The following is a 25,262-nucleotide window of genomic DNA, read 5'->3' on the forward strand; positions in this document are numbered from 1 at the left end:
TGTTTACTATTGAATTGCAAAGATATGAAAACTAAATCAGTTCTTCAAAACTCAAAAAGTTTGCAAAATAAAACTAAAATGGTATCTTTGCACCTAATTAGTTGTCAAGAATAATTTTAAATATTTTTTAGTCAATGGAAATCCAAGACATCAAAGAGCAATTAACCATCGCCAACGTATTACACTACTACGGCTTAAAAACCGACAAACAAAGTCGTTTAAATTGTCCGTTTCACGAAGATAAAACCCCAAGTTTTCAAGTGTATTACAAAACACAAACGGCATACTGTTTTAGTTCCAATTGCAAAACACACGGCAAAAGTATTGATGTGATCGATTTTATACTGCATAAAGAAAACTGCACCAAACACGAAGCCATTAACAAAGCGGTTGAAATTTTAGGGCATAAAGAACCCAACAAAAATGAAAGGTATCAGCAAGATTTATCACGAGAGCAATTTTTGGGTAATATGTACCAGTATTTTAAAAATGCCATCAGCAACAGTAAACCAGCCAAAAAATATCTACAAAATAGAAATTTAGATAATAAAAAAATAGAAGTCGGTTACAATGGTGGGCAGTTCCATCACGGAGCAAGAAAAGACAAAACTTTAATTAATCAATGTTTAGAATATGGATTACTAATTGACAAAGGAAACAAAGGCAGAACAGGAGAAACAGCTTACAACGTTTTTGGCAAATGGTGTATTGTTTTTGCTTTAAAAAACAGAAATGATCAAGTAGTGAGTTTATACTTTAGAAGCACATTAAACGAGAAAGAAAGTAAACATTTTTATTTAAAAAACAGACAAGGTTTATATCCAAATTATCCCAATGTAAATACTAAAAAACTAATCTTAACCGAAAGTATTATTGATGGTGCAAGTTTGTTGCCAACGCTTGAAAAAGCCCCCTTTGGGGGTTGGGGGCTTATAGCTTGCTTTGGAACTAACGGATTGAATGATGAAATTTTAAAAGCAATAAAAGAACTCAAACAATTAGAAGAAATCATCTTTGCTTTTGACAATGATACCGCAGGTCGCACGGCGACAGCGAATTATTCTAAAGTAATATTAGAACTTATACCAGGAATAAAAATAAGCGTGTTAGAACCCATAAACAAAGACATCAATGAAACACTACAACTACACAACGAAGATATTTTTATTGAACTTTTAGACAAAAGAACACAGTTAAATCCTTCTTTTTCAATTGAAGATAAAACAACAGAACAGCCAAAAACTGAAAGCCAAAAACCATCAAACGCAATCGACTTCTTAAAACGAAAACATTTACTAAAAAACTTAAATATAGAAATCGGCAAAGCAGGAATAGTTGGAGAAGAAAACAGCAGAATGTTATTATTTTTAATCATCATTAGTTATTTAAATAAAAGTCCATTACACGCACTCGTACAAGGCTCAAGCGGAAGCGGAAAAACCCATATTATAAGCAGAATTGCAGACCTTATGCCTCAAGAAGACGTTTTAAGATTTACACGAATTACAGAAAGTTCTTTATACAATTGGGGTGAGTTTGATTTATTCCAAAAGGTGGTGATTATTGAAGATTTAGACGGTTTAAAAGAAGATGCACTATATGCTTTAAGGGAATTTATAAGTAATCAAGTATTAAGAAGTTCTGTAACTATCAAAGACAAAAAAGGAAACAATAAAAGCAGTCATAAAATAGTAAAAGGTCAGTTTAGTAGTTTATCGGCAACAACAAAAGGCGAAACCTACGAGGACAATATGAGTAGAAGTTTTTTAATTGCTGTTGATGAGAGCAAGGAACAAACCGCAAGAATAATCGAATACCAAAACAAACGCAATGCAGGAGAAATAGATCCAAACGAAAGTCAAAAAGCAATAGGATTTATACAAAGTATGGTAAGAAATTTAAAGGTTTATGAAGTTATAAATCCGTATGCCACACAATTACATTTACCAGAGAAAGTGCATAAAATAAGACGGTTAAACGAAATGTATCAAGCCGTAATCAAACAAGTAACCTTCTTAAATCAATACCAAAGAAAACTAACCAACAACAACCAATTAATAACCGAAATCGAAGACATAGAACAAGCCACCGAAGTACTTTTTGAAAGTATCATTTTAAAAGTTGATGAACTTGATGGAAGTTTAAGACAATTTTTTGAACGATTAAAAAAACACGTTAAAAACGAAAATCAAGAGTTTATTTTAAGAGATATAAGACAAGATTTAGGAATAAGTAAAACACAGATATTTAGATATATACAAACGCTTTTAGAGTTAGAGTACATCAAACAGGTTGGCGGTTTTGCAAACAAAGGCATAAAATATAAAATCTCCTATTGGGATAATTACCAAAAATTAAGAGCTGAAATAAAAGATTACTTAATGAACCAAATCGAAAGCCTTAAAAATAAGTAATCTTTTATTCATGAACTCCTTTAAAAAAACAATAAAAAAAGAAGTGAATAAATAAAAGACTTTTTAATGTTACAGATTGAACAGCTACGACAAGAGCAAAAGTAAGTTGGAACACTAAAAGAACGCAAAAGGAACACTAGAAAACCTTGTAAAGTATTGTAAAATATAAGAAAACAATAAAAAAATAGTCTAGCGTTCCTAAATTCAAAATATTGAGTAAGCAAAAGCATCATAAACCTTAAAAACATCATAAGCATGGGTGCTCCAAGTAAACACAAAATCTACACAGAATATTACCAAACAGAAGCCATAAACTACAAAAAACATTTAGACATTTTAGGATTAAACCCCGAAACCACACAAGCGAGATATTTATATCTGAAGGAGTTTTTTAGTTGGCTGGAAAAGTATCAAATATTTGAAATAAAAAAAGTTACACCAAAAGAAATAGCCGAATACAACAACTATCTAAAAGAAAAAATTAGTCAAAGAACTAAACAAAAACTAAAGCAGAAATCTATTTATGATAATATGCGAAATCTTCAACAATATTTAGGGTATTTATTAGAATTAGGAGTTATAAAAAGCAGTCCGGCATCACATTTAAAATTTACTCCAATCAATGAAAAAGTAGAACGATTTATTTTTACTCAAAATCAAATACAAGAACTCTATAAAATAGCGAATTTACAAGAAAAAACGATTTTAAATATGGGGTATGGTTGTGGGTTAAGAGTTCAAGAAATCAGCGATTTAAATAAAGAAGATATTAGAATAATTGAAAATTTAGTAATAGTACAAAAAGGTAAAAACAGCAAAAGAAGATTAATCCCAATTAGTGAAAAATTAGCCCAAGAATTACAAGAATATTTAGAAAGTTTAAAGCATAAAACTAATGAGTTTTTAATAAATAATAAAGCAAGAAGAATGAGTGATGATACTATAAATAAACACTTTAAGAAACTAATTTTAAAAACAGAATTTGGTAAAAAATTAAAGATTGAAGAATTAAATAAAATCGGAATTCACTCATTAAGGCACTCAATCGCAACACACTTACTACAAAACGGAATGAAGCTCGAACAGGTTCAAAAATTTTTAGGACATAGCCACATCGAGAGTACAGAAATATATACACATATAACTCAAAATCAAATTAATAATATGAAATGACACTACGTAATTATTTGGAAAAGAAATACAGCAAAAGCACATTAAACAGCAACTTATTTTTAATAAAACGATTTACAGATTACTACGGAAATAAAGCCAAATTAGCCACTTTTAAAGATATTTTAAACTACATAGAACACTTACGAAAGAATTACGATTTAAGTCCAAAAACATTACGACACTCGTTGTATGGAGTTAAAATTTACTTCAATTATTTATTAGAAATCGGAAAAAGAAAGGATCATCCTTGCAGTGAATTGTTTTTAAAAGATAAAATAGATAGACAAATACAAGTTGATACACTTTACAGCCCAGAAACATTAGAAAAATTCTTTGAAACCTATCAAATCAGAAAGAAAAAATATTTAGAAAACAGAAACAAAGTAATTATAAGTTTACTCATTTATCAAGCCTTAACCGTCAAAGAAATAGCAGAATTAGAAGTTGAAAACATCAATTTAGAAAAGTGTGAAATTTACATCAAAGGAAGTCTAGAAATCACTTCAAAAAGTCCACAATCAAGAACTTTACCATTACAAGCCAAACAAATATTATTAGTTTATAAATACTTAAATGACGATAGAATTAAACTACTGAAATACAACAATAAACAAGAAAATAAAACTTTTATACTTGGACAATACGGCGAAAAAATAAATGCACACGGAATCAGTAAAATGATAAACGAACAAAAACCAAAAAGCGAACAAATACAACCAATGAAAATCCGACAATCTGTAATTGCTAATCTATTAAAAAAAGAAAACGATACTAGAATAGTACAAGTTTTTAGCGGACATCGCAGGGCAAGTACAACAATCCAATACAAACAAACTGAACTGGAGCAATTACAACAAGCAGTAAACCAATACCATCCAATCAAATAAAAAAGCGGTGTGCTTCGCACGAAGTATTTGCACCCACCCAGCCAACGCACCCCAACGCTCCAGTGGTTCTCCCAACGCTATCGGCACTTGTTTTTCCCCACAGTAAGCCAATAAAAAAAGGGTTTTTGTTTTCCAAAGCCCATCGCACACAAAAAAACCTTTTTTTATCCGCTTACTTCCCACGCTCAAAAAACAAGAGCCGAAACCCAACCCTCAACCACTCCCAAAGCTATGTTACATAATAAGCCATTATGAGTCAAGCCCTAAAGGGTTCGCTTCGCCTTGCACCATAAGCTTATTATGTAAAATAGCCCCACTCCATCGCTCCCACCCACTGCCGACCCTACTGCCAACGCACTACGAAAGCTTTATTATTTGTAAATTCTTTGTTCAAAAAACTTCGCAAAATTACGCCTACTTCGTGAAAACTTGTAGCCTTAAATCTTTACTTGTTTTTTATCACAAAAATTTTAAAAAACAGTACGATGACTAACGCCCTACGGTTGTTGGCTCATTTTTTTAGAAGATTGCCAAGAAGCCTTTTTTTCAATTGAAAAATAAAAAGTGGCAATCTTCCAAAAAAATCGAGCGAAAGAACAAAACCAACCCCAAACCACAGGCAAAATGGAAAGTTGGTTTTGTACTTGCTTTTACTTTTTCAATAAAAAACAACTTCTTTTTTTTTCAACTGAAAAACAATTGAAAAAATAAGTACTTTTGATTTTACAAATGGGATGCTACAAACTCACATATAATCCATTACAAATTGTTCGTAGGCACGAACCCAAGCCCTCGCGCGAGGCGAAAGTTGTGCAGTGTTGGATGTCTATTGACCCACTAGCGGAAGAGTTTCCTGACACTTCACCTTATGCATTTTGTGAAAATAATCCACTTCGATTTACCGACCCAACTGGTATGTCGTCAGAGGATGTCATAGATCCACCAGGAAAGAAAAAACAAAATCAACAAACTTTCTATTACTTTAAAGAAATTAGAAGTTCCAAAAGTACAAGGAGGTTATGTAGGTCAAGGATTAGATGAACTGGTAACAGCTGGTATACAATGGTTGGGAGAAAAAATTTCAGGTAGTGATGTATCAAAAGAAACATCTGAAAATGTTCAGTTAGTTACAAGTTTAGCTGTTGTTATTACATCCAAAGGTAAAAACACAAAAGCAGATACAGAATTAACAGAACAAGTATCTAAAAAACTAGGAGTTGAAACTGCTAATGGAATTAAAGTTACAGGATTTGGTAAACACGCACTAAATAGAGCAGTTGGAGATTTTAGTAGAAAGGGAGTAAAACCAGATGCGATTTTAGATGCTTTAAAAAACCCACTAGTTGTTAAAGATGCTATTACGGATGGATTAGGGAGACAAAGTCAAAGATTTATAGGGAAAGCAGGCGAAGTAGTTATAAATCCAAGCACAGGAAAAGTTATATCTGTAAATCCAACATCTTCAAGTAAAGCTGCTAAACTAATAAAACAGATTAAAGAATGAAAGTGAAATTTTCTAAAGACGAATTAAATCTTTTAAAGAATAATTTTTTTAAAGACAAGACAAATTATGACTTTGCCGTAAAAGAAAGCGAAATAATTAATATAGATAATAGCTTCGCTGATGAAATTAGAGACTGGGCTTTAGAAGAACAGCAATTAATTGGTTTTGATGAAGACTATGAATTAACTCAAGAAGGAAAAATACTTGAAAATATAATTGACAAATTATGTAATTAACTATAAAGCCCCGAAATCGGGGCTTTATTATTTTACATCGTTCAACACTCCAGAGAGCGCATCTTTTAATTTTTTCTTACCTACAAAAGCATTGGAATAGCAACAAAATTTGGTACGAAAATCTTAAGTCACATTTTGGTTTAAATTTCTTAAATATATTTCCATTTCGAGAGGTATTTTTATACCAGGACCACCCATACAGTTTGGCGATCCTATAAAACCCGCAGATGTAACCGCAGGCGATGGTTTTGTAGGCAACGGCTTATTTGAAAAAGATATTTTTTATTACCATAGCGATCATTTAGGAAGTACTTCGTATATTAGCACTATGAATGGTCAGTTATCTCAGCATGTAGAGTATATCCCTTTTGGAGAAGTCCTTTTTGAAGAACACTCCTCCTCTATTTCTATGCCGTATTTATTTAATGGAAAGGAGTGGAATGTCTATCTTTGATGGTACGAAAAAAGTAAGCCCGAAATATTAACTTTGTATTATGGGAAAAGTGTATGAAAATGAATTTAAAGTAATGATAGTAGAATTACTTAATTCAGGTAGAACAGTCAAAGAAGTAAGTGAAGAATACGGTCTCAATGACAGTATGTTACGTAGATGGAGGTGAGAATTTGAAGCAAAAGCAGGTGATTTTACCAAGAAAAAAGAATTTTCAGCTGAAGAGTTAGAATTAAAGGCCTTACGAAAAGAGCTAAAAGAGATTACTTTAGAACGAGATATTTTAAAAAAGGCGGTGAGCATCTTCTCCAAGAACGACAGATGAAATATGAATTCATTTATAAACATGAATCCAATTATCCTGTTAAGAAGATGTGTAAATATCTAAAAATCAGTAAAAACTCCTATTACAAATGGTTAACTACTAAAGATAAAATTCGGCAAAAAGCCTCTTTAATAGTATTAAAAGAAAGAATTCAATACCATTTTCAGCAAAGTAAAAGTGTGTACGGAAGCTATAGAATTAAGAAAGCATTAGAACGAGAAAATATCTATTATTCAAGAGCTTATATTGCTGTTTGGATGCAAAAAATGGGCTTAAAGAGTGTTTTAAGAAGGAAATATGTAATCACAACAAACTCTAATCATTCTTATCCAATCGCTGAAAATAAACTTAATAGAGAATTTACCAGTTATCAATTAGGAGAAAAATGGGTTTCGGATATTACCTACGTTCGAGTAAACGACAATTGGAATTATCTCACTACAATAATGGATTTAGCTGATAGAAAGATAGTTGGATGGCAATTAAGTGAGGATATGACAGTGGAAAATACCACTTATAAAGCCTGGATAAAAGCAAGAGAAAACAGACCCCATTCTGGTAAGTTTTGTCATGGACAAACACGTATAAAACAAAAAACCCTTCATCGTTTCGGATGAAGGGTTTCTAAAGAAAGGCGGCGATCTACTCTCCCACAGTATGCAGTACCATCGACGCTGGCGGGCTTAACTTCTCTGTTCGAAATGGGAAGAGGTGAGCCCCGCCGCAATAACCACCTTAAGGTTTTTAGTGATGAGTGATTAGTGAGAAGTGATTAGCTTAAATCTAGTCACTGGTTACTTATTACTTTTCACTGCAAGCTTTGCTTGCCAATATTTTAACATATTGAGATAAATATTCAATTTGGAAAGAATTTTACGCCCCACCCTTGCTCCTCCCCTTTGGGGAGGTTGGGTGGGGCACCAATAAGCTTACGGGTTATTAGTACTACTTGACTGTGACATTACTGCCTTTACATCTATAGCCTATCAACGTGGTGATCTTCCACGACCCTTAAAAGAAATCTCATCTTGTGGTGGGTTTCGCGCTTATATGCTTTCAGCGCTTATCCCTTCCCAACGTAGCTACTCTGCGGTGCTCCTGGCGGAACAACAGATACACCAGCGGTTGGTCCAACTCGGTCCTCTCGTACTAGAGTCAGATCCACTCAAATTTCTAACGCCCACAGTAGATAGAGACCGAACTGTCTCACGACGTTCTGAACCCAGCTCGCGTGCCACTTTAATGGGCGAACAGCCCAACCCTTGGGACCTTCTCCAGCCCCAGGATGTGACGAGCCGACATCGAGGTGCCAAACCCCCCGTCGATATGAGCTCTTGGGGGAGATCAGCCTGTTATCCCCGGCGTACCTTTTATCCTTTGAGCGATGGCCCTTCCATGCGGAACCACCGGATCACTATGCTCTACTTTCGTACCTGATCGACCTGTATGTCTCTCAGTCAAGCTCCCTTATGCCATTGCACTCTACGCACGGTTACCAAGCGTGCTGAGGGAACCTTTAGAAGCCTCCGTTACTCTTTTGGAGGCGACCACCCCAGTCAAACTACCCACCAAGCAATGTCCCCGCCAGGGGCGGGTTAGATCTCAGATAAGCAAAGGGTGGTATTTCAACAATGACTCCACAACGCCTGGCGACGCCATTTCATAGTCTCCCACCTATCCTACACATCACTTATCCAAGACCAATACTAAGCTATAGTAAAGGTGCACAGGGTCTTTTCGTCCCACTGCGGGTAATCGGCATCTTCACCGATACTACAATTTCACCGAGCTCATGGCTGAGACAGTGTCCAGATCGTTACACCATTCGTGCAGGTCGGAACTTACCCGACAAGGAATTTCGCTACCTTAGGACCGTTATAGTTACGGCCGCCGTTTACTGGGGCTTCAATTCAATGCTTCTGATTGCTCATAACATCTCCTCTTAACCTTCCAGCACCGGGCAGGTGTCAGGCCCTATACGTCATCTTACGATTTTGCAGAGCCCTGTGTTTTTGATAAACAGTCGCCTGGACCTTTTCACTGCGGCCAGCTTGCGCTGGCGACCTTTCTCCCGAAGTTACAGGTCTATTTTGCCTAATTCCTTAGCCATGAATCTCTCGAGCGCCTTAGGATACTCTCCTCAACTACCTGTGTCGGTTTACGGTACGGGTACTTATAATCTATGTTTAGAAGGTTTTCTTGGCAGCCTTTAGGTACTCTATCCCTTTGTCCGAAGACTCCGAGTACTATCGCATTTCACCAGTCCCAGCGGATTTGCCTACTGGGCCTATAGTTAGGTGCTTTAACGAACTATTCCGTCAGTTCGCGGTACTTTCACCACTGCGTCGCTCCATCACAATTATAAGTAGTACGGGAATATTAACCCGTTGGCCATCGACTGTTCCTTTCGGATTCGCCTTAGGACCCGACTAACCCGCAGCTGATTAGCATAGCTGCGGAAACCTTAGTTTTGCGGCGGGGGTGTTTCTCGCACCCCTTATCGTTACTTATGCCTACATTTTCTTTTCTAACTTCTCCAGCATCTCTCACAAGACACCTTCGGCGATGTTAGAATGCTCCCCTACCACTTGTACAGTGTACAAATCCATAGCTTCGGTAGTATGCTTATGCCCGATTATTATCCATGCTCGATCGCTCGACTAGTGAGCTGTTACGCACTCTTTAAATGAATGGCTGCTTCCAAGCCAACATCCTAGCTGTCGATGCAATCAAACCGCGTTTGTTCAACTTAGCATACATTTGGGGACCTTAGCTGATGGTCTGGGTTCTTTCCCTCTCGGACTTGGACCTTAGCACCCAAGCCCTCACTGCTGTGTATATTATATAGCATTCGGAGTTTGTCAGGAATTGGTAGGCGGTGAAGCCCCCGCATCCAATCAGTAGCTCTACCTCTATATAACTCTACCACAGCGCTGCACCTAAATGCATTTCGGGGAGTACGAGCTATTTCCGAGTTTGATTGGCCTTTCACCCCTACCCACAGGTCATCCGAAGACTTTTCAACGTCAACCGGTTCGGACCTCCACTGTGTGTTACCACAGCTTCATCCTGCCCATGGGTAGATCACACGGTTTCGCGTCTACCACTACTGACTATAGCGCCCTATTCAGACTCGCTTTCGCTACGGATCCGTGACTTAATCACTTAACCTTGCCAGTAACGGTAACTCGTAGGCTCATTATGCAAAAGGCACGCCGTCACAGCTTGTGCTGCTCCGACCGCTTGTAGGCGTATGGTTTCAGGTTCTTTTTCACTCCGTTATTCACGGTTCTTTTCACCTTTCCCTCACGGTACTGGTTCACTATCGGTCTCTCAGGAGTATTTAGCCTTAGCGGATGGTCCCGCCAGATTCAGACAGGGTTTCTCGTGCCCCGCCCTACTCAGGATACCACTATTCTTTATATTCTTTGCTTATACGGGACTTTCACCTTCTTTGGTTAACCTTTCCAGGTTATTCTAATTCTGTTTATAAGAAATATTGTGGTCCTACAACCCCGTTATTGCCGTAACAACAACGGTTTGGGCTATTCCGCGTTCGCTCGCCACTACTTACGGAATCACTTTTGTTTTCTTCTCCTCCGCCTACTTAGATGTTTCAGTTCAGCGGGTTTGCCTCCTATTGGATAATGCATCTTCAATGCATTGGGTTGCCCCATTGGGATATCTACGGATCTATTCGTGTGTGCCAATCCCCGTAGCTTTTCGCAGCTTATCACGTCCTTCTTCGCCTCTGAGAGCCTAGGCATCCCCCATACGCCCTTATTTTGCTTATTGTTTTCTTTTTTTTAATGATTAGTTCTTAGTAATTAGTGACTAGCCCTAAGACTAATTACTATTCACTCTGTACTAATTACTAAAGTGTTCTTTCTACTTGTTTGTATGTTTATCTCAATATGTCAATGAACTTTATTCAATTTGAAGATTTGATGATTCGTTAATTTGAAGATGTTATTCATTTTCAAATTTTCAAATCAATTCATTTTCAAATCAATTTGGTGGAGAATATCGGAGTCGAACCGATGACCTCCTGCGTGCAAGGCAGGCGCTCTAGCCAGCTGAGCTAATCCCCCATTCTTTTTCTATTTTGAATGTTGATTTATATATTTTGAATTATTTTTCAAATTCATGATTTAAAATTTATAATTCAAAATTCGCTTCTAGAATTTCCTTTTAAACTTAATTTTTTTAAATTTTCAAATTAATCAATTTTCAAATTTGTTTGTAGTCCCGGGCAGACTCGAACTGCCGACCCCTACATTATCAGTGTAGTACTCTAACCAGCTGAGCTACGAGACTCTGTATTTTAAGTCTTTTCTTTTTTTGAATTAACAGCGAGAGTAAGGGTCTATTTTCTTTTTTTTGTCTCTAGAAAGGAGGTGTTCCAGCCGCACCTTCCGGTACGGCTACCTTGTTACGACTTAGCCCTAGTTACCAGTTTTACCCTAGGCAGCTCCTTGCGGTCACCGACTTCAGGTACCCCCAGCTTCCATGGCTTGACGGGCGGTGTGTACAAGGCCCGGGAACGTATTCACCGCAGCATGGCTGATCTGCGATTACTAGCGAATCCAGCTTCACGGAGTCGAGTTGCAGACTCCGATCCGAACTGAGAACGGTTTTGTAGATTCGCGCCTACTTGCGTAGTGGCTGCTCTCTGTACCGTCCATTGTAGCACGTGTGTAGCCCAAGGCGTAAGGGCCGTGATGATTTGACGTCATCCCCACCTTCCTCACGGTTTGCACCGGCAGTCTTGCTAGAGTTCCCGACTTGACTCGCTGGCAACTAGCAACAGGGGTTGCGCTCGTTATAGGACTTAACCTGACACCTCACGGCACGAGCTGACGACAACCATGCAGCACCTTGAAAAACGTCCGAAGAAAGATCTGTTTCCAAATCTGTCGTTTCCCATTTAAGCCTTGGTAAGGTTCCTCGCGTATCATCGAATTAAACCACATGCTCCTCCGCTTGTGCGGGCCCCCGTCAATTCCTTTGAGTTTCACTCTTGCGAGCGTACTCCCCAGGTGGGATACTTATCACTTTCGCTTAGCCACTCAGATTGCTCCAAACAGCTAGTATCCATCGTTTACGGCGTGGACTACCAGGGTATCTAATCCTGTTCGCTCCCCACGCTTTCGTCCATCAGCGTCAATATACTCGTAGTAACCTGCCTTCGCAATTGGTATTCCATGTAATCTCTAAGCATTTCACCGCTACACTACATATTCTAGTTACTTCCAAGTAATTCAAGTCTTACAGTATCAATGGCCGTTTGATCGTTGAGCGACCAGATTTCACCACTGACTTATAAAACCGCCTACGGACCCTTTAAACCCAATGATTCCGGATAACGCTTGGATCCTCCGTATTACCGCGGCTGCTGGCACGGAGTTAGCCGATCCTTATTCTTACAGTACCGTCAAGCTCCCTCGCAAGGGAGTGTTTCTTCCTGTACAAAAGCAGTTTACAATCCATAGGACCGTCATCCTGCACGCGGCATGGCTGGTTCAGACTTGCGTCCATTGACCAATATTCCTCACTGCTGCCTCCCGTAGGAGTCTGGTCCGTGTCTCAGTACCAGTGTGGGGGATCTCCCTCTCAGGACCCCTACCCATCGTTGCCTTGGTGTGCCGTTACCACACCAACTAGCTAATGGGACGCATGCTCATCTTGTACCGTTGGAACTTTAATAATTAAATGATGCCATTTAATAATACTATGGGGTATTAATCCAAATTTCTCTGGGCTATCCCCCTGTACAAGGTAGATTGCATACGCGTTACGCACCCGTGCGCCGGTCTCAAAGGAGCAAGCTCCTTCTACCCCTCGACTTGCATGTGTTAAGCCTGCCGCTAGCGTTCATCCTGAGCCAGGATCAAACTCTTCATCGTATGTTTTTTATAGCTTTTGAGCTAAATATTTTTGACAAAGAATGCTAGTTTTCTTACTCTCTTATTTTTTTTGTTTTAATATTACTATTAAAACGTGCTGTCAATCCAATATGTCTATGAACTTGTTTCTTTTGTTTTTCGCTTTTGACTTATTGTCTTAGCGGCTGCAAAGGTAAAACTTCTTTTTAAATTCGCAAGATTTTTTTTGAAAACTTTTTTTGAAGTAAGCTTCTAAAATTTATCTTAAGGTTTTGTTAAAGAACTTCGCTGTTGCGGCTGCAAAGGTACGTTCTTTTTTTTGTTTTTTCCTAGTCTTTTTTTGCTTTTTTTGTTTTTTGTTTTTTAGTTGCTGTTTTTCAAATATTTAACTTTGTTTTTTATTTGTTTTGGGGTTTTTATTTGTTATTTTGGGTCGTGTTTGGTTCTAAAAAACTCGGTTTGTTTTCCTTTGTTATTATATGTTTGGTATTTGGTTTAATTGTAGCTATTTGGCTGTTTTGTTTTTTCTTGTTTGTTTCTAGGATATTTTTTGTTTCTTTTTTTTTATTTGAGGCTAAGGATGCGTGAGGGATGGAAGTGTCATCCTTTTGCTGATTTGTATGGCTCTTTTTTATAGGTATGGTTCTTTCAGCAAAAGATAGAACGGACAGCCCGACCCGAAGGGGCACGCTCATAAATATTGTAATTGAGATTTTAGTTTTTTTTTATTTTTAAAAATTTTATTATTCAAAGGAAGAGGGGTAATTTAACAAAGGCTATTTTCTCGATAAAAGAAAATAGCCTTTGTTGGTATAATTTATTTTTGTTGTTCAGAATGTCTTTCTTTATATTCTTTTACTTTTTGACGCCAATTTTTCTGAAGTTCGTTGTAATTGTGCCCTAATTTAGATTCTTGTGCTACTAACCTACCATCTATAAATGAACGATACAATACACTTTCTATTAAATAATCTTCTGCAACTAAATCAGGTTCGTATTTGGTCTTTAAGTTTATATCAAATAAACTTGCTGTATTGTTGGCCCAAAAAGCTTTCCATCCGCTTTTTAACTCTGAGATTAGGTCGTAGGTAGTAATTCCTGTTTGACGATGTATTAGTTTTACTAAAATCTGTCCATCTTTTCTGCTTAATTTTTTTAGTTGTTCTTCAAATTCTTCTGTTAAAAATTTTTCGACTAGTTTAAAATATTTTTTTTTGTCTCGTTCTGTTTTTAAAAGTTTCATTCCATTATTGAGTGCTACTAATCTATCGGCTGCTATTTTAGCGTAAGGGTAGGTTCTCATAACACGACGTTTTAATACCATGAAGCGTTTTTTTTCTTCTTCTGTTTTAAAATTGTAGGCTCTATTGGTTACTAATACTTCTTCTAACTGGTAGGATACTTGTGCTATTGTATCTTTTATATCTAGTTTTTTCTCGATTTCGGTAGAATCAATTTTTACTTCTTGGGCGGTAATAGTAAACATGGATAAGAAGAGAAATACTAGGGTTATGTTATATTTGTACATTGGGTTTTATTTTTGCTTCAAAATTATACATTTATTCTACAAGTGTTGTACCATTTTTTTATTTTAGCAAAAAAAATTTTATGAGTACTGAAACAATATTAAATGATCTTTCTATAAGTTTTCTAGAACGTTATTTAAACAATGCTTCTCCTACGGGATATGAGAGTGAAGGGCAAAAAATTTGGATGGATTATCTTAAATCTTATGTAGATACTTTTGTTACGGATACATACGGAACGGCTGTTGGTATTATAAATCCTGATGCCCCTTATAAAGTGGTGATAGAGGGTCATAGTGATGAGATCTCTTGGTATGTAAATTATATTACGGAAGAGGGATTAATATATGTGATCCGAAATGGTGGTTCTGATCATCAAATTGCTCCTTCGAAAAGAGTTAATATTCATACTAAAAATGGTATTGTGAAGGGTGTTTTTGGTTGGCCTGCAATTCATACGCGCGGAAGAGGTAAGGAAGAATGTGCGTCTTTGCATAATATTTTTATAGATTGTGGTTGTGGTAGTAAGGAGGAGGTAGAGGCTCTTGGTATACATGTGGGATGTGTTGTTACGTATCCTGATGAATTTATGATTTTAAATAAGGATAAGTTTGTATGCCGTGCTATAGATAATCGAATGGGTGGTTTTATGATAGCTGAAGTGGCTCGTTTGCTTAAGGAAAATAATAAGAAATTACCTTTTGGATTGTATATAGTAAATTCTGTGCAAGAGGAAATTGGGTTACGTGGTGCTGAAATGATTACACAAACTATTAAACCTAATGTTGCAATTGTAACAGATGTATGTCATGACACTACAACTCCTATGATTGATAAGAAAATTGAAGGTGATTTAAAAATAGGACGTGGTCCTGTCATTGCTTATGCTCCTGCTGTACAAAATAATTTGAGAGAATTAATTGTTGATACTGCTACAGAGAAAGGAATTCCTTTTCAAAGGCATGCTAGTTCTAGGGTTACTGGAACTGATACGGATGCTTTTGCTTATAGTAATGGTGGGGTGTCATCTGCATTAATTTCTTTACCTTTAAGATATATGCATACAACTGTTGAAATGGTACACAGAGAGGATGTAGAAAATGTTATAAAGTTAATTTATGAAAGTCTTTTAAGAATCGAGAATAATGAGACTTTTTCTTATTTTAAATAGAAAATAGTTTTATTTTTAAAGAAGAGGCTGTCCTAAAAGTAATAAATCAACATTATGTGATTTCTCCCTTTGGTCGAAATGAACAAGATTGCGAACTTTTTTGGACAGTCTCTTTTTATTAGTATTTATTTTTTTGTTATTTTCTTAGAAATGATTTTTCCTGAAACGGTGATTATTTTAACTATATATAGTCCTGTTTTTAAATTTTCTAGTTGATTTATATTTATTATCTTTTGATTAGTTGTTTGAAGATTGGTTAATATTTCTTTTCCTAGGATGTCAAATATTTTTATTTCTTTTATATCTTCTTCTACTGAAATTTCTATTTTGGAGTTGAATGGGTTTGGATATATGTTTATTGTTTTTTTTGCATCATATTGATTATTAGATAAAAGTTCTTCTTGTAGTAATCCTGTAACTACGAGGTTTTCTTTTTGCCATAGTTTTTTTCTACTGGAGTGATGTAATGCTTTGTACATGCGTTGTACTTGTCCTTTTGTGAACATTTTATAACATCCGTAAGCTCCATTATATCCCATATAATTTTCGCTGTTAATTTTTTCTTTATTACAGTTAAAGGCTGAGATACATTGGGTATTTGCTACTATGGTATCTTCTTGTGGGGTGTCATCTACTTCATCTGTTCCTTTGCATCCGTTTTCGAAGGTGTGTATGAGTCCTAAAAAGTGCCCAAATTCATGAGTAAGTGTGGAGGCAAATTCATCATTTGTATTACCATAAATGGATGTACCGCTATATACTATTCTTGAAAAATTATGATTTGTTTTTTCTTGATCTGGATATGTGGCTACACCGGAGTTATTTTCTTGATCATCAAAAATATCATTTTGAATATATACATTGATGTATTTATTGTTGTCCCAGGCATATTTGTTTTGTATTAAATTTTTGATTTTTTGATCATTATTTCCAAAGCCTTTTTCATCTTTTTTATAAAATATAACACATCCTTCTGGTCTATATTTTCCATTTTTTCCAATTTTTGCTAATTCAAACTTTATCTTTAATTTGGATTTTATAGCTTGAAAATCTGGATCAACTGTATTGTAATCATGATTGAGTCCGTTAAAATCTTCATTTACTTTTTCGAGTGCTTTTTTTATTTTTTCTATTGTAATATTTTTCTCATCTGCCAGATAATAGCCATTGGGTTTTGCTTTTTTAGTTTCTGGGTAATAAACATATCCTTCATCGAAAATATGAAAAACGACAGGGATGATAAACTCTTTTTCTAAATCTTTATCTGTTATCTCTGGTATGTTTACTTCTTCATCCCATTTTTTATTTGCTTGAACTCTTATTTTATTTACTTGGTTTTTATTGGTTTCTGTTGTTTTGCATTTTATATTTTGGGCAAAAACGGGATAACTTAACGCTAAAAATAGAAGTGTTTTAACTTTATTGATCATTTTCATATTAATTTTTGTTAATTTTTCAATAATTTAGACTAGGTTTTTAAGAACATGGTTGTTATGTTTTTAATAAAGTCTTTTTAGTTATTTTTTCTTATCAAATATTTTGATTAATAACGTCTAAAAGTCTACAAAATCATATAATGTAAACAGCTTTACTTACTGTTTAGAAAATACAATTGAGCGGAAAGTATGTTTTTTTACTTTCTTTTTTTATGTTTTAAATTCCTAGGTTAGAATTAGTTTTTAGTTAAGTTTTTTTGAAATTACTACAAATAGGTTTTGCTTGATATGTGATTTGCACATGAAGAAAAATAGAAAATTGATTTATCTAGCGTTTTTTCTTCTAGATAAAGTGGATATTTTCCACAAAATTTATTGTAAATAACAATAAATTTTGTGGAAAAAATAGTCTATTAAAGTATTCTTGGTATTTAAGAGGTGATTATATGGGGTAGGTAGATTAGTTTTTTTATTCTAATATAGCAACTACTCTAGATGGACCTGCAGAAGCTCCTTTTAATTTTAGGGGAAAGCAAGCAATTTTAAAGCCTGTATAAGGAAGTTGTTCTAAATTAACAAGTTGTTCCATGTGGCAATATTCATGATCTATGCCTACTAAGTGACCTTCCCAAAATATGTCGTTTCGGTTTTGTTTTTTTGCTTGTTCTATTTGATAAGGTAATGGCAAATCCCAACCCCATTGATCTATTCCCATTACTTTTACTCCTTTTTGAATTAAAAATAACGTTGCTTCTGCGGACATTCCTGTTCCTTTTTTGTAATAATCTTTATCGTATATATATTTATCTCGACCTGTTTTTATTAGTATAATATTTCCTGGTTTAATATCTATATTTTTTTGATTTAAAAAATTTTCGATATCTGTTTTTGTTATGATTTCAAAATCTTTTTTGTGTTTCATATCTATAACAATTCCTTCTCCGTAACACCATTCTAGAGGTATTTGTTCTATTGTTTTGGCTGGTTTGCCTTCACTCGTTGGTCCATAATGATAGGGTGCATCTAAATGGGTGGTAGCATGCACTCCTAATTGTTTAATCATATCATCTGCCCATCCTGTAAAATGTTTAGGAAATAATTTAAAGGGTAATCCAAATAGTCTTATAATCCACTTTGATTTTTTATGTGTTTTATGTTTGATTTTCACTTTCATAAAGAAAGGATCGTTAGGATTTTGATAGATTGTTTTGGATAGATCAATTATTTTCATGTTTATTTTTTTTATTAACTAAGATAGGGATCATTATAATATGAAATGATCGTGATTTTAAATCAAGTTAGGCTTTAGAATTTTATTACATATATTTTTTTAAATTTTAGAAATGTACTCTTTTTTCTTCTTCTCTTTTCATTCCAAAGTTTTATACATAATTTATTTTAAATCAAATACAATATATGGTAAAAAATCTATTTGTTTAGTATTTCTTTTATAAAATAACGAGGAAGGTCTAATTTGATAAAAAACGATGTTTAGATTATATATAAGAAATTTTGGGTTGTTTATTTTATTATATGTGGGTGTCTAAAAAGTGGTAACTTAATATTTAATTTATCACTTAAATGATAGAAAAAAGGTATATTGCCAGTACTGTGAATTTACTTTGTCTATTGGTTTGGCTCTAGTCTTCTTTTTGTTAAAATGAAAGATTACGACCTTTTAGAGCACCCTCATTTGAATAAAATTATATGTTTATATGATAATAAGATTTATTGAAATTTTATAGTTCTATTATCATTTCTCTTTTGAGATTTTTTAAAGATTGCTCGTTAACACGATATAATTCTATTTCTACTATTAATCTTCCTTGTTTTTTGACTGCTGAGTTTATTTTAAAATAAGGATCAATTAATAATACGTCTTGACGGAATGCTTTCCTATTTCTTCTAGGAGCTAAAGCATAAACAGAACTTCCATATAAATTAACCTTTTCTTCATATAACTTTAACGCCAATTGATTATTTGGTAAATGGATGATTGATTCTTCATCTATTATCTGAGGATTGTAATCTTTTATCATAACTCCAAATTGAGCCATTTTTATCCAACGCTGTGATGTTTTTTTTACTTTTTCTAGAACGTCACCATCAGGAGTATTTATTAGATAAGGTATCATATGTTGGTTTAATTCACTTGTTGTTTGAACAACTAATTCTTTAGATAATTCAGATAATGGTTTAAATCCTTCAAAATAATATTCAAAATTGGCTAATTCAACATCTCCTCTTGTTAACAAAGATAAACGACATGATATATTATTCCCATTTTCTAATCTTTCACTATCATGTATTAGTTGTAAATTAAATTCATTTGGCACATGTACTAAATCATCAAAAATAACATCAAGGTGCTTAAAAGTTCCTTGAACGTAGCGTTTTTTTATTTCATCTTTATTTAATACTACTTTTGTTTTATAATACAAATCTTTATCAAAAGATAAACTTCTATAACTTCCTACTATATTTTTATATTTTATCCTAAAATTAAACGCTCTATCCGTATAGGTTAGTTCTACAATTTCTATATTTTTCAGATCCTCATAAGTAAATTTATAATTCTTTTGATCTCTATTAAGAGCATGTATATCAACCCATTTACTCAAGTATTCCATAGTAATGAGATCTTTTTTATTTAATCGATAAAAAGCATCAAAATCTATACCTGTCAATTCTTCGGGATTTTTTTCAAATTCTGGTTTCCACCTTATAATAGCTCTATTTGCCATTTGTGAGTCATTAGGCTTTTGAACAAAATCTAAAAATGTATATACTTTTGAAAAAGCTTTTTTCCCAAATGTTCCAGAGATTTTCGCTTCGATTATACCTCTATCAATATCTTTTTTTTCTATTATTACTTCTTTTATTGATAATTCTTTGTTTTTAATATTCTTTGGTTCTTTTATTCTTGTTATATTGTTAGCTGCTTTATCAATATCTTGTGTAGATTCTATATCAAAATATTGTCTTAATTCATTTTCGGTTGGATCTACTAGAGCAACTACATCAGTAGTATTTACAGTATTATCCGTTTTTAGGTCTGTAAGTTCTTTGTCTTTACTACAAGACAATAACAGGTTAACCGAAAGGAGTAAAATCATTTTTTTCATAACATTTTATTTTTAATTTTATTTAGATTCATTATAAACTAAATCCAAGAAGAAGACTGCAAATATAATGCCAAAAACTAAATAATAAAACTTTTTTGTTTAATTTTATTTAACAAATAGGAATATAAGATCTTTCTACACTATTTTTATATCACTTTTATAGATAAAAGTTTTTAATAATAAAAAAGGTAAAAATAGTTTAATAGCAAAAAAAAGTTGGCAAAATAGCTGTTAAGTATTATAAAACTTGAAGTTTCGAAGAGTTTATTGAAACGAATTTCAATAAGCTTTTTTATTTATGAAAAGTTCAAAGAAAAAAACGATGTTCAACTTGTAAAAGTCTAGAAACTATAAAATGGGGAATTCAAAAAAATAAACAATAATTTAAGTGTAAGAATTACGAAAAATTATTTACTAGTGGGAATAAATCAGTTTCAAATTCTAATAAATAAATTTGGTTTAAAAATTGGGTAATTGGGATGTGTTTATATTATAAAAGCCAAATGAAACAAGTTTTTTGGCTATATTATTAGGTTCCTTATAATTAATAAAACATAAAAAAAGCTGCCTTTTTAGGACAGCCTCTTATAATTATCGTATAATCATCAAACTTATTACGGATTGGTTGCTCTTCAGACAACCAAAGTCCTCTCTAATTTGATAGGACAATAAAAGAATTAAAAGGTAAAAAAACAGTTGGTGTATTTTTTACCGCATTACCGTTTTTATAGATTTATTACTATTTCTCGTTTAAATCCACCTATGGTAGGGTATCCATCAATAAGAAAGTTTAATTCAAGTATTAATTTACCTTGTTTTTTAACTGCTGATTCTATACTAAAATTAGGTCTAAAGTATATATCTTTATGTGTAATATCTTGACTCAAAGGTATCAAAGTATCAAAAGAATCAGGATTATTGGTTTTTTCTTTTAATTTTAGCGCTAACTGTCCGTTTGATAAACGAATAACAAGATTATCTCCTAGGGTATTAATAATATTATCTTCTCTAATTATACTGTATTGAAGCTCTTTTTTAATTCTATTACGCAGAGGAGAAACTATTGTTTTTACATTTCCATCAGGCATATCTTTCAAAACATCTTGCATATAACGATCTAATCCATCGGTTCTTTGAACTATAAATTCATTAGGAAAATCAGATAAAGGCTTGAAACCTGAAATTTTATAGCCAATGTAATCAGCTAATTTTTCACCACCTTTTGCTAACAAAGAAACATCACAATTTATACTATTATTTCTATAATCTACATGATGCTTAGCAGAAATCTCTAAAACAAAATCATTTGAGTTTTTAAACAAGGTTTGTTTGAACTGTTCTAAATTTTCATACACACCAGATACATAATATTTTTTTATTTCATCTTTGTTGAAAACAATCTTTTTGTTATAATATTTTTCTTTATTAAAATCAAAGAATAAATAAAATGAATGTTTCCCTTTATATTCTAAAATAATGTCTGCGTTTGATACGGAATATTTTATTTCTGTAATTTTAATATTTTTTAAATCCTCAGAAGTGAATTTATATGCCTTATCAGAGTTTGGTTTTTTAGAATAGAAATCAAACCATTTACTTAGGTATTCTGTAGTAAATAAATCCGTTTTTTTTAACCTATAAAGGGCATCAAAATCTAAATCTGTTAATTCTTCTGGATTGTCTTTAAATTCAGGTTTCCATTCCATTTTAATATTTCTGGCAATATACGAATCTTCAGAATTATCATTAGGTCCATCTGACGAGCAAAAAAACGTATATGATTTAGAAAAGGGTTTATTAGCAAATTTTCCTGAAATTTTTGCAATTACCTCTCCTTTTGCTGCATCTTTTTTTTCTATTATGGTATTCTCAACTAATAAATCTACCTGTTTGTATCCTACTTTTTTAAGTCCTCTGGTGTTAGTAAGACTATTGACAATTTCATCTGTCTTTTTAATAGATGTTACTGGAAAACTAAAATATTCTTTTATATTATCTTCTGTTGGGTCTTGAGCAGCTACATCAGTAGGTAAATTTGTATTTAGATTAAGCAATTCTTTATCATTACTGCAGGATAGTAGTAAATTAATCAATAAAACTAAAATTACTTTTTTCATATCATTATATTTTATAGACTTATTTTTATAAGTCAGATCAAGAGCGCAAATATAACAAAAAAATTAAATATGTTTTTTTTCATTCAAAAAAGTTACAACATTCTTCTCAATTCGTTCATTAATATTTGAAATATCAGATTTTTCAAATTTTTGTCCGATAATATTTTCGTATAATTCTATATATCTATCTGAAACGGTTTTTATATACTCATTGGTCATTTCTGGTATCTCTTGTCCTTCTTTGCCTTGAAATCCATTTGTAATTAACCATTGGCGCACAAATTCTTTTGACAATTGTTTTTGTTCTTCTCCTCTATCTTGTCTTTCTTGGTAACCATCAGCATAAAAATAGCGAGAAGAATCAGGTGTATGAATTTCATCAATTAATACAATTTCCCCTTCTTTTGTTTTACCAAATTCGTATTTTGTATCTACTAAAATTAATCCACTAGACGCAGCAATTTCAGTACCTCTTTGAAATAGAGCTCTCGTATATTTTTCTAAAACTAAATAATCTTCTTCTGAAACGATTCCTTTTGTTAAAATTGTCTCTCTTGAAATATCTTCATCATGTACTCCTACTTCTGCTTTAGTTGTGGGTGTAATTATAGGCTCTGGAAATTTATCATTAGGTTTCATTCCTTCTGGCATTGTAACACCACATAATGTGCGTTTTCCTGCGTTATATTCACGAGCTGCATGACCAGATAAATATCCTCTAATAACCATTTCTACTTTAAAAGGTTCGCATAAATGACCAATTGCTACATTAGGATCTGGTGTTGCCACTAACCAATTAGGAACAATATCTTTTGTCATTTCCATGAATTTTGTAGCAATTTGATTTAGTATTTGTCCTTTATACGGAATTCCTTTTGGCATGATAACATCAAAAGCGGATAACCTATCGGTAGCAATCATTACTAATAGATCATTATTGATATTATAAACTTCACGTACTTTTCCGTGATAAACTGATTTTTGCCCAGGAAAATTAAACTGGGTAGAAGTAATAGTGTTCATTGTGTTGTTGTTATAATTTACATTGTTGTAAACAGTACTACAAAAGTAAAGGTTTCCTATTTACTTACAAGATAAATCATTTTTTTATTTGTTGTATTTAAAATACAACTTATTATTATTTTTTAATATATTTGCTTGATAAAACACAATTTATAATGACAACAACCGAAAAAGAATTAATTAAAGCAACTATCCCTGTATTAAGAGAAAATGGTGTATCATTGACAAAACATTTTTACAATAGAATGTTTACTTATAATCCTGAATTGAAAAATATTTTTAATTTAGGAAATCAAGCAAGTGGTAAACAACAAACTGCTTTAGCTATGGCTGTATTAGCTTATGCAGAACATATAGAAAACCCAAGTGTATTAATAAATGTACTTAAAACAATTGGCAATAAACATGTTAGTCTTAATATTACTAAAGAGCAATATGAAATTGTAGGAAATCATTTAATTGCTTCCATACAAGAAGTTTTACAAGAATCAGCAACAGCGGATTTATTAAATGCTTGGACTAAAGCTTACTGGCAATTAGCTCAACTAATGATACAAATAGAAGAAGAAATGTATCAAAATAATCTTAGCAAAAAAGGAGGATGGAAAGGATGGAGAAGTTTTATCATTACGAGAATAATTGAAGAAAGTGAAGAGATTAAATCTTTTTATTTAGCTCCCAAAGACAACGAAGCGATTGCTGATTACTTACCTGGACAATACATTACAATAAAAACTCATATAGAAGAATTAGGGCATGAACAACCAAGACAATACAGTCTTTCATCCTCATTTAACGAAAAATATTATAGAATATCTGTAAAATCAGAAAAAGGCACTAACAATAATCCTGACGGATTAGTTTCTAATACTCTACATCATAAAAAAGAAGGAAGTGAAGTATTTGTATCAGCACCAGCAGGCATTTTTAATATTGAAAAGAAAATAGATTATCCAATGGTTCTAATAAGCGGAGGAATAGGAATTACTCCACTATTAAGTATGCTTCAAAGCCAAAAAGATTATGACAATCAGACTATATGGATACATAGTTGTCGTAATGAAAAAGTACAAGCATTTAGAGATGAAGTAGAAGAAATAGCTCAAAAAGACAAAAATTTAAAATCGTATACATATTATGAACAAATAGACTCTGAAACGGACAGTGTAAGGAGAGGACGGATTAATTTAGTAAATCATCAAGAAGAAATTTTAATAGAAGATGCTAAATATTATATTTGTGGACCTGAATTATTTATAAAATCACATTATCAATCGCTCATTAATTTAGGTGTGGATAAAGACGCTATTCATTTTGAAGAATTTGGTCCACAGCTTTTGAATCTTAATTAAAAAAGTTTATGAAACTGAATCATTTTACTGATTTTTCTATGCGAGTACTAATTTTTTTAATTCATCTAAATAAAGAAAAAGCTACTTCTTTAGATGAGCTAGCTAGTACTTTTAATTTATCTAGGAATCATCTCATAAAGGTGATTCAGTTTCTTTCTAATCATAATTTAATAGAAACCAAAAGAGGCAAAGGAGGCGGAATACGTATTGCTGAAAAAACCTTAGAAACCCCTCTTGGCAATTTAATTCATTTATTAGAACAGGATGAAAATCCTATTATTGATTGCAAAGCTAAACCTTGTATTTTTTCGAGTAGTGAATGCCAATTAAAACATTTATTACAGAAAGGCTATAATTCATTTATCCTAACTTTAAATGAGTATACTTTAGAAGACCTTCGTTTTAAAAACTGGAATGAAATACTTAACCAATCGTAATAATTTTTATTACCTCTTATATTGTAATTGTTTTATTTTTTTTATAAATTAGTATTTGTCGTCTTAGAGCTTTGCGATGGTGTGAGTAAAGAAGCCTAGACTTTCAGTTTGAGAGATACTGAACTTTACAAATACAAAACCAACATTAAATTGAGTCTGAAGCCACACTATTTCAAAACTCTTGTTGTGCGATCGGCAAA

The 25,262-nt window shown here is 33.2% G+C and carries 14 protein-coding genes, 2 tRNA genes, 3 rRNA genes and 1 pseudogene; 9 read left to right on the top strand and 11 right to left on the bottom strand.

The genetic code is table 11. From position 1 onward, the window contains the following. Positions 1–134 precede the first annotated feature (134 nt). From AWN65_RS15265 to AWN65_RS09995, 6 genes and pseudogenes are all read left to right on the top strand, one after another. The gene (locus AWN65_RS15265) at positions 135–2,414 is read left to right on the top strand and encodes a CHC2 zinc finger domain-containing protein (RefSeq protein ID WP_081078429.1); all 2,280 of its coding nucleotides are present in this window, start codon (positions 135–137) and stop codon (positions 2,412–2,414) included. 255 nt (positions 2,415–2,669) lie between these two features. Then, positions 2,670–3,587 carry a tyrosine-type recombinase/integrase gene (locus tag AWN65_RS09965; protein ID WP_060383026.1) on the top strand — a complete coding sequence of 306 codons (918 nt, stop codon included), beginning with the start codon at positions 2,670–2,672 and terminating at the stop codon, positions 3,585–3,587. Further along, on the top strand, positions 3,584–4,474 hold the full coding sequence (locus tag AWN65_RS09970) for a tyrosine-type recombinase/integrase (RefSeq protein ID WP_060383027.1): 891 nt from the start codon (positions 3,584–3,586) through the stop codon (positions 4,472–4,474). Before AWN65_RS09965 ends, AWN65_RS09970 begins: the two co-directional genes overlap by 4 nt. A gap of 1,066 nt (positions 4,475–5,540) precedes the next feature. Beyond that, a complete protein-coding gene (locus AWN65_RS09980) occupies positions 5,541–5,978 on the top strand; it encodes a hypothetical protein (protein WP_060383030.1) in 438 nt (145 codons plus the stop codon). After that, a complete protein-coding gene (locus AWN65_RS09985) occupies positions 5,975–6,214 on the top strand; it encodes a hypothetical protein (RefSeq protein ID WP_060383031.1) in 240 nt (79 codons plus the stop codon). The genes AWN65_RS09980 and AWN65_RS09985 overlap by 4 nt, the downstream gene beginning before the upstream one ends. A 494-nt stretch (positions 6,215–6,708) precedes the next feature. Continuing rightward, positions 6,709–7,538: pseudogene (locus AWN65_RS09995) on the top strand (IS3 family transposase); the annotation flags it as partial. An 81-nt stretch (positions 7,539–7,619) separates the two neighbouring features. Here AWN65_RS09995 and rrf read toward each other — a convergent pair. The 6 genes from rrf to AWN65_RS10030 form a co-directional block, all read right to left on the bottom strand. Beyond that, positions 7,620–7,728: ribosomal RNA gene (gene rrf / locus AWN65_RS10000) — 5S ribosomal RNA — on the bottom strand. A 181-nt stretch (positions 7,729–7,909) separates the two neighbouring features. Then, positions 7,910–10,785: ribosomal RNA gene (locus tag AWN65_RS10005) — 23S ribosomal RNA — on the bottom strand. 219 nt (positions 10,786–11,004) lie between these two features. Then, positions 11,005–11,081 (bottom strand) — tRNA-Ala (locus AWN65_RS10010). Between the two features lie 152 nt (positions 11,082–11,233). Continuing rightward, a tRNA-Ile gene (locus tag AWN65_RS10015) sits at positions 11,234–11,307 on the bottom strand. A gap of 73 nt (positions 11,308–11,380) precedes the next feature. After that, positions 11,381–12,896, bottom strand: a 16S ribosomal RNA gene (locus AWN65_RS10020). The 16S, 23S and 5S rRNA genes sit together here with 2 tRNA genes alongside, the layout of an rRNA operon. A gap of 796 nt (positions 12,897–13,692) precedes the next feature. Next, on the bottom strand, positions 13,693–14,403 hold the full coding sequence (locus AWN65_RS10030; protein ID WP_060383034.1) for a DUF4294 domain-containing protein: 711 nt from the start codon (positions 14,401–14,403) through the stop codon (positions 13,693–13,695). Positions 14,404–14,483: 80 nt separating this feature from the next. Between AWN65_RS10030 and AWN65_RS10035 the strand changes: the two genes are divergently transcribed. Next, complete coding sequence (locus AWN65_RS10035; RefSeq protein WP_060383879.1) at positions 14,484–15,572, top strand: M42 family metallopeptidase; 1,089 nt, start codon at positions 14,484–14,486, stop codon at positions 15,570–15,572. A 125-nt stretch (positions 15,573–15,697) separates the two neighbouring features. Here AWN65_RS10035 and AWN65_RS10040 read toward each other — a convergent pair whose 3' ends face one another. The 5 genes from AWN65_RS10040 to AWN65_RS10060 form a co-directional block, all read right to left on the bottom strand. Beyond that, on the bottom strand, positions 15,698–17,002 hold the full coding sequence (locus tag AWN65_RS10040) for a M43 family zinc metalloprotease (RefSeq protein WP_158447603.1): 1,305 nt from the start codon (positions 17,000–17,002) through the stop codon (positions 15,698–15,700). Between the two features lie 475 nt (positions 17,003–17,477). Beyond that, complete coding sequence (locus AWN65_RS10045) at positions 17,478–18,239, bottom strand: cyclase family protein (RefSeq protein WP_060383036.1); 762 nt, start codon at positions 18,237–18,239, stop codon at positions 17,478–17,480. A gap of 508 nt (positions 18,240–18,747) precedes the next feature. Beyond that, positions 18,748–20,133 carry a hypothetical protein gene (locus tag AWN65_RS10050; protein ID WP_060383037.1) on the bottom strand — a complete coding sequence of 462 codons (1,386 nt, stop codon included), beginning with the start codon at positions 20,131–20,133 and terminating at the stop codon, positions 18,748–18,750. A 725-nt stretch (positions 20,134–20,858) separates the two neighbouring features. Next, a complete protein-coding gene (locus AWN65_RS10055; protein WP_060383038.1) occupies positions 20,859–22,250 on the bottom strand; it encodes a hypothetical protein in 1,392 nt (463 codons plus the stop codon). Positions 22,251–22,313: 63 nt separating this feature from the next. Continuing rightward, positions 22,314–23,273 (bottom strand): phosphoribosylaminoimidazolesuccinocarboxamide synthase, encoded by a 960-nt coding sequence (locus AWN65_RS10060; RefSeq protein ID WP_060383039.1) that lies wholly within the window; start codon positions 23,271–23,273, stop codon positions 22,314–22,316. Positions 23,274–23,428: 155 nt separating this feature from the next. Between AWN65_RS10060 and hmpA the strand changes: the two genes are divergently transcribed. Continuing rightward, on the top strand, positions 23,429–24,625 hold the full coding sequence (hmpA, locus tag AWN65_RS10065; RefSeq protein WP_060383040.1) for an NO-inducible flavohemoprotein: 1,197 nt from the start codon (positions 23,429–23,431) through the stop codon (positions 24,623–24,625). An 8-nt stretch (positions 24,626–24,633) separates the two neighbouring features. Then, the gene (locus AWN65_RS10070) at positions 24,634–25,062 is read left to right on the top strand and encodes an Rrf2 family transcriptional regulator (RefSeq protein ID WP_060383041.1); all 429 of its coding nucleotides are present in this window, start codon (positions 24,634–24,636) and stop codon (positions 25,060–25,062) included. The last annotated feature ends 200 nt before the right edge of the window (positions 25,063–25,262 follow it).

It is taken from the genome of Flavobacterium covae, assembly GCF_001534645.1.
In the GTDB taxonomy this organism is placed as follows: domain Bacteria; phylum Bacteroidota; class Bacteroidia; order Flavobacteriales; family Flavobacteriaceae; genus Flavobacterium; species Flavobacterium covae.

Excerpts from the sequence above, each read along its gene's own strand:
- AWN65_RS15265 (WP_081078429.1), top strand. The coding sequence starts at position 135 with ATGGAAATCCAAGACATCAAAGAGCAATTAACCATCGCCAACGTATTA.
- AWN65_RS09965 (WP_060383026.1), top strand. The coding sequence starts at position 2,670 with ATGGGTGCTCCAAGTAAACACAAAATCTACACAGAATATTACCAAACA.
- AWN65_RS09970 (WP_060383027.1), top strand. The coding sequence starts at position 3,584 with ATGACACTACGTAATTATTTGGAAAAGAAATACAGCAAAAGCACATTA.
- AWN65_RS09985 (WP_060383031.1), top strand. The coding sequence starts at position 5,975 with ATGAAAGTGAAATTTTCTAAAGACGAATTAAATCTTTTAAAGAATAAT.
- AWN65_RS10030 (WP_060383034.1), bottom strand. The coding sequence starts at position 14,403 with ATGTACAAATATAACATAACCCTAGTATTTCTCTTCTTATCCATGTTT.
- AWN65_RS10035 (WP_060383879.1), top strand. The coding sequence starts at position 14,484 with ATGAGTACTGAAACAATATTAAATGATCTTTCTATAAGTTTTCTAGAA.
- AWN65_RS10040 (WP_158447603.1), bottom strand. The coding sequence starts at position 17,002 with ATGATCAATAAAGTTAAAACACTTCTATTTTTAGCGTTAAGTTATCCC.
- AWN65_RS10045 (WP_060383036.1), bottom strand. The coding sequence starts at position 18,239 with ATGAAAATAATTGATCTATCCAAAACAATCTATCAAAATCCTAACGAT.
- AWN65_RS10050 (WP_060383037.1), bottom strand. The coding sequence starts at position 20,133 with ATGAAAAAAATGATTTTACTCCTTTCGGTTAACCTGTTATTGTCTTGT.
- AWN65_RS10055 (WP_060383038.1), bottom strand. The coding sequence starts at position 22,250 with ATGAAAAAAGTAATTTTAGTTTTATTGATTAATTTACTACTATCCTGC.
- AWN65_RS10060 (WP_060383039.1), bottom strand. The coding sequence starts at position 23,273 with ATGAACACTATTACTTCTACCCAGTTTAATTTTCCTGGGCAAAAATCA.
- hmpA (WP_060383040.1), top strand. The coding sequence starts at position 23,429 with ATGACAACAACCGAAAAAGAATTAATTAAAGCAACTATCCCTGTATTA.
- AWN65_RS10070 (WP_060383041.1), top strand. The coding sequence starts at position 24,634 with ATGAAACTGAATCATTTTACTGATTTTTCTATGCGAGTACTAATTTTT.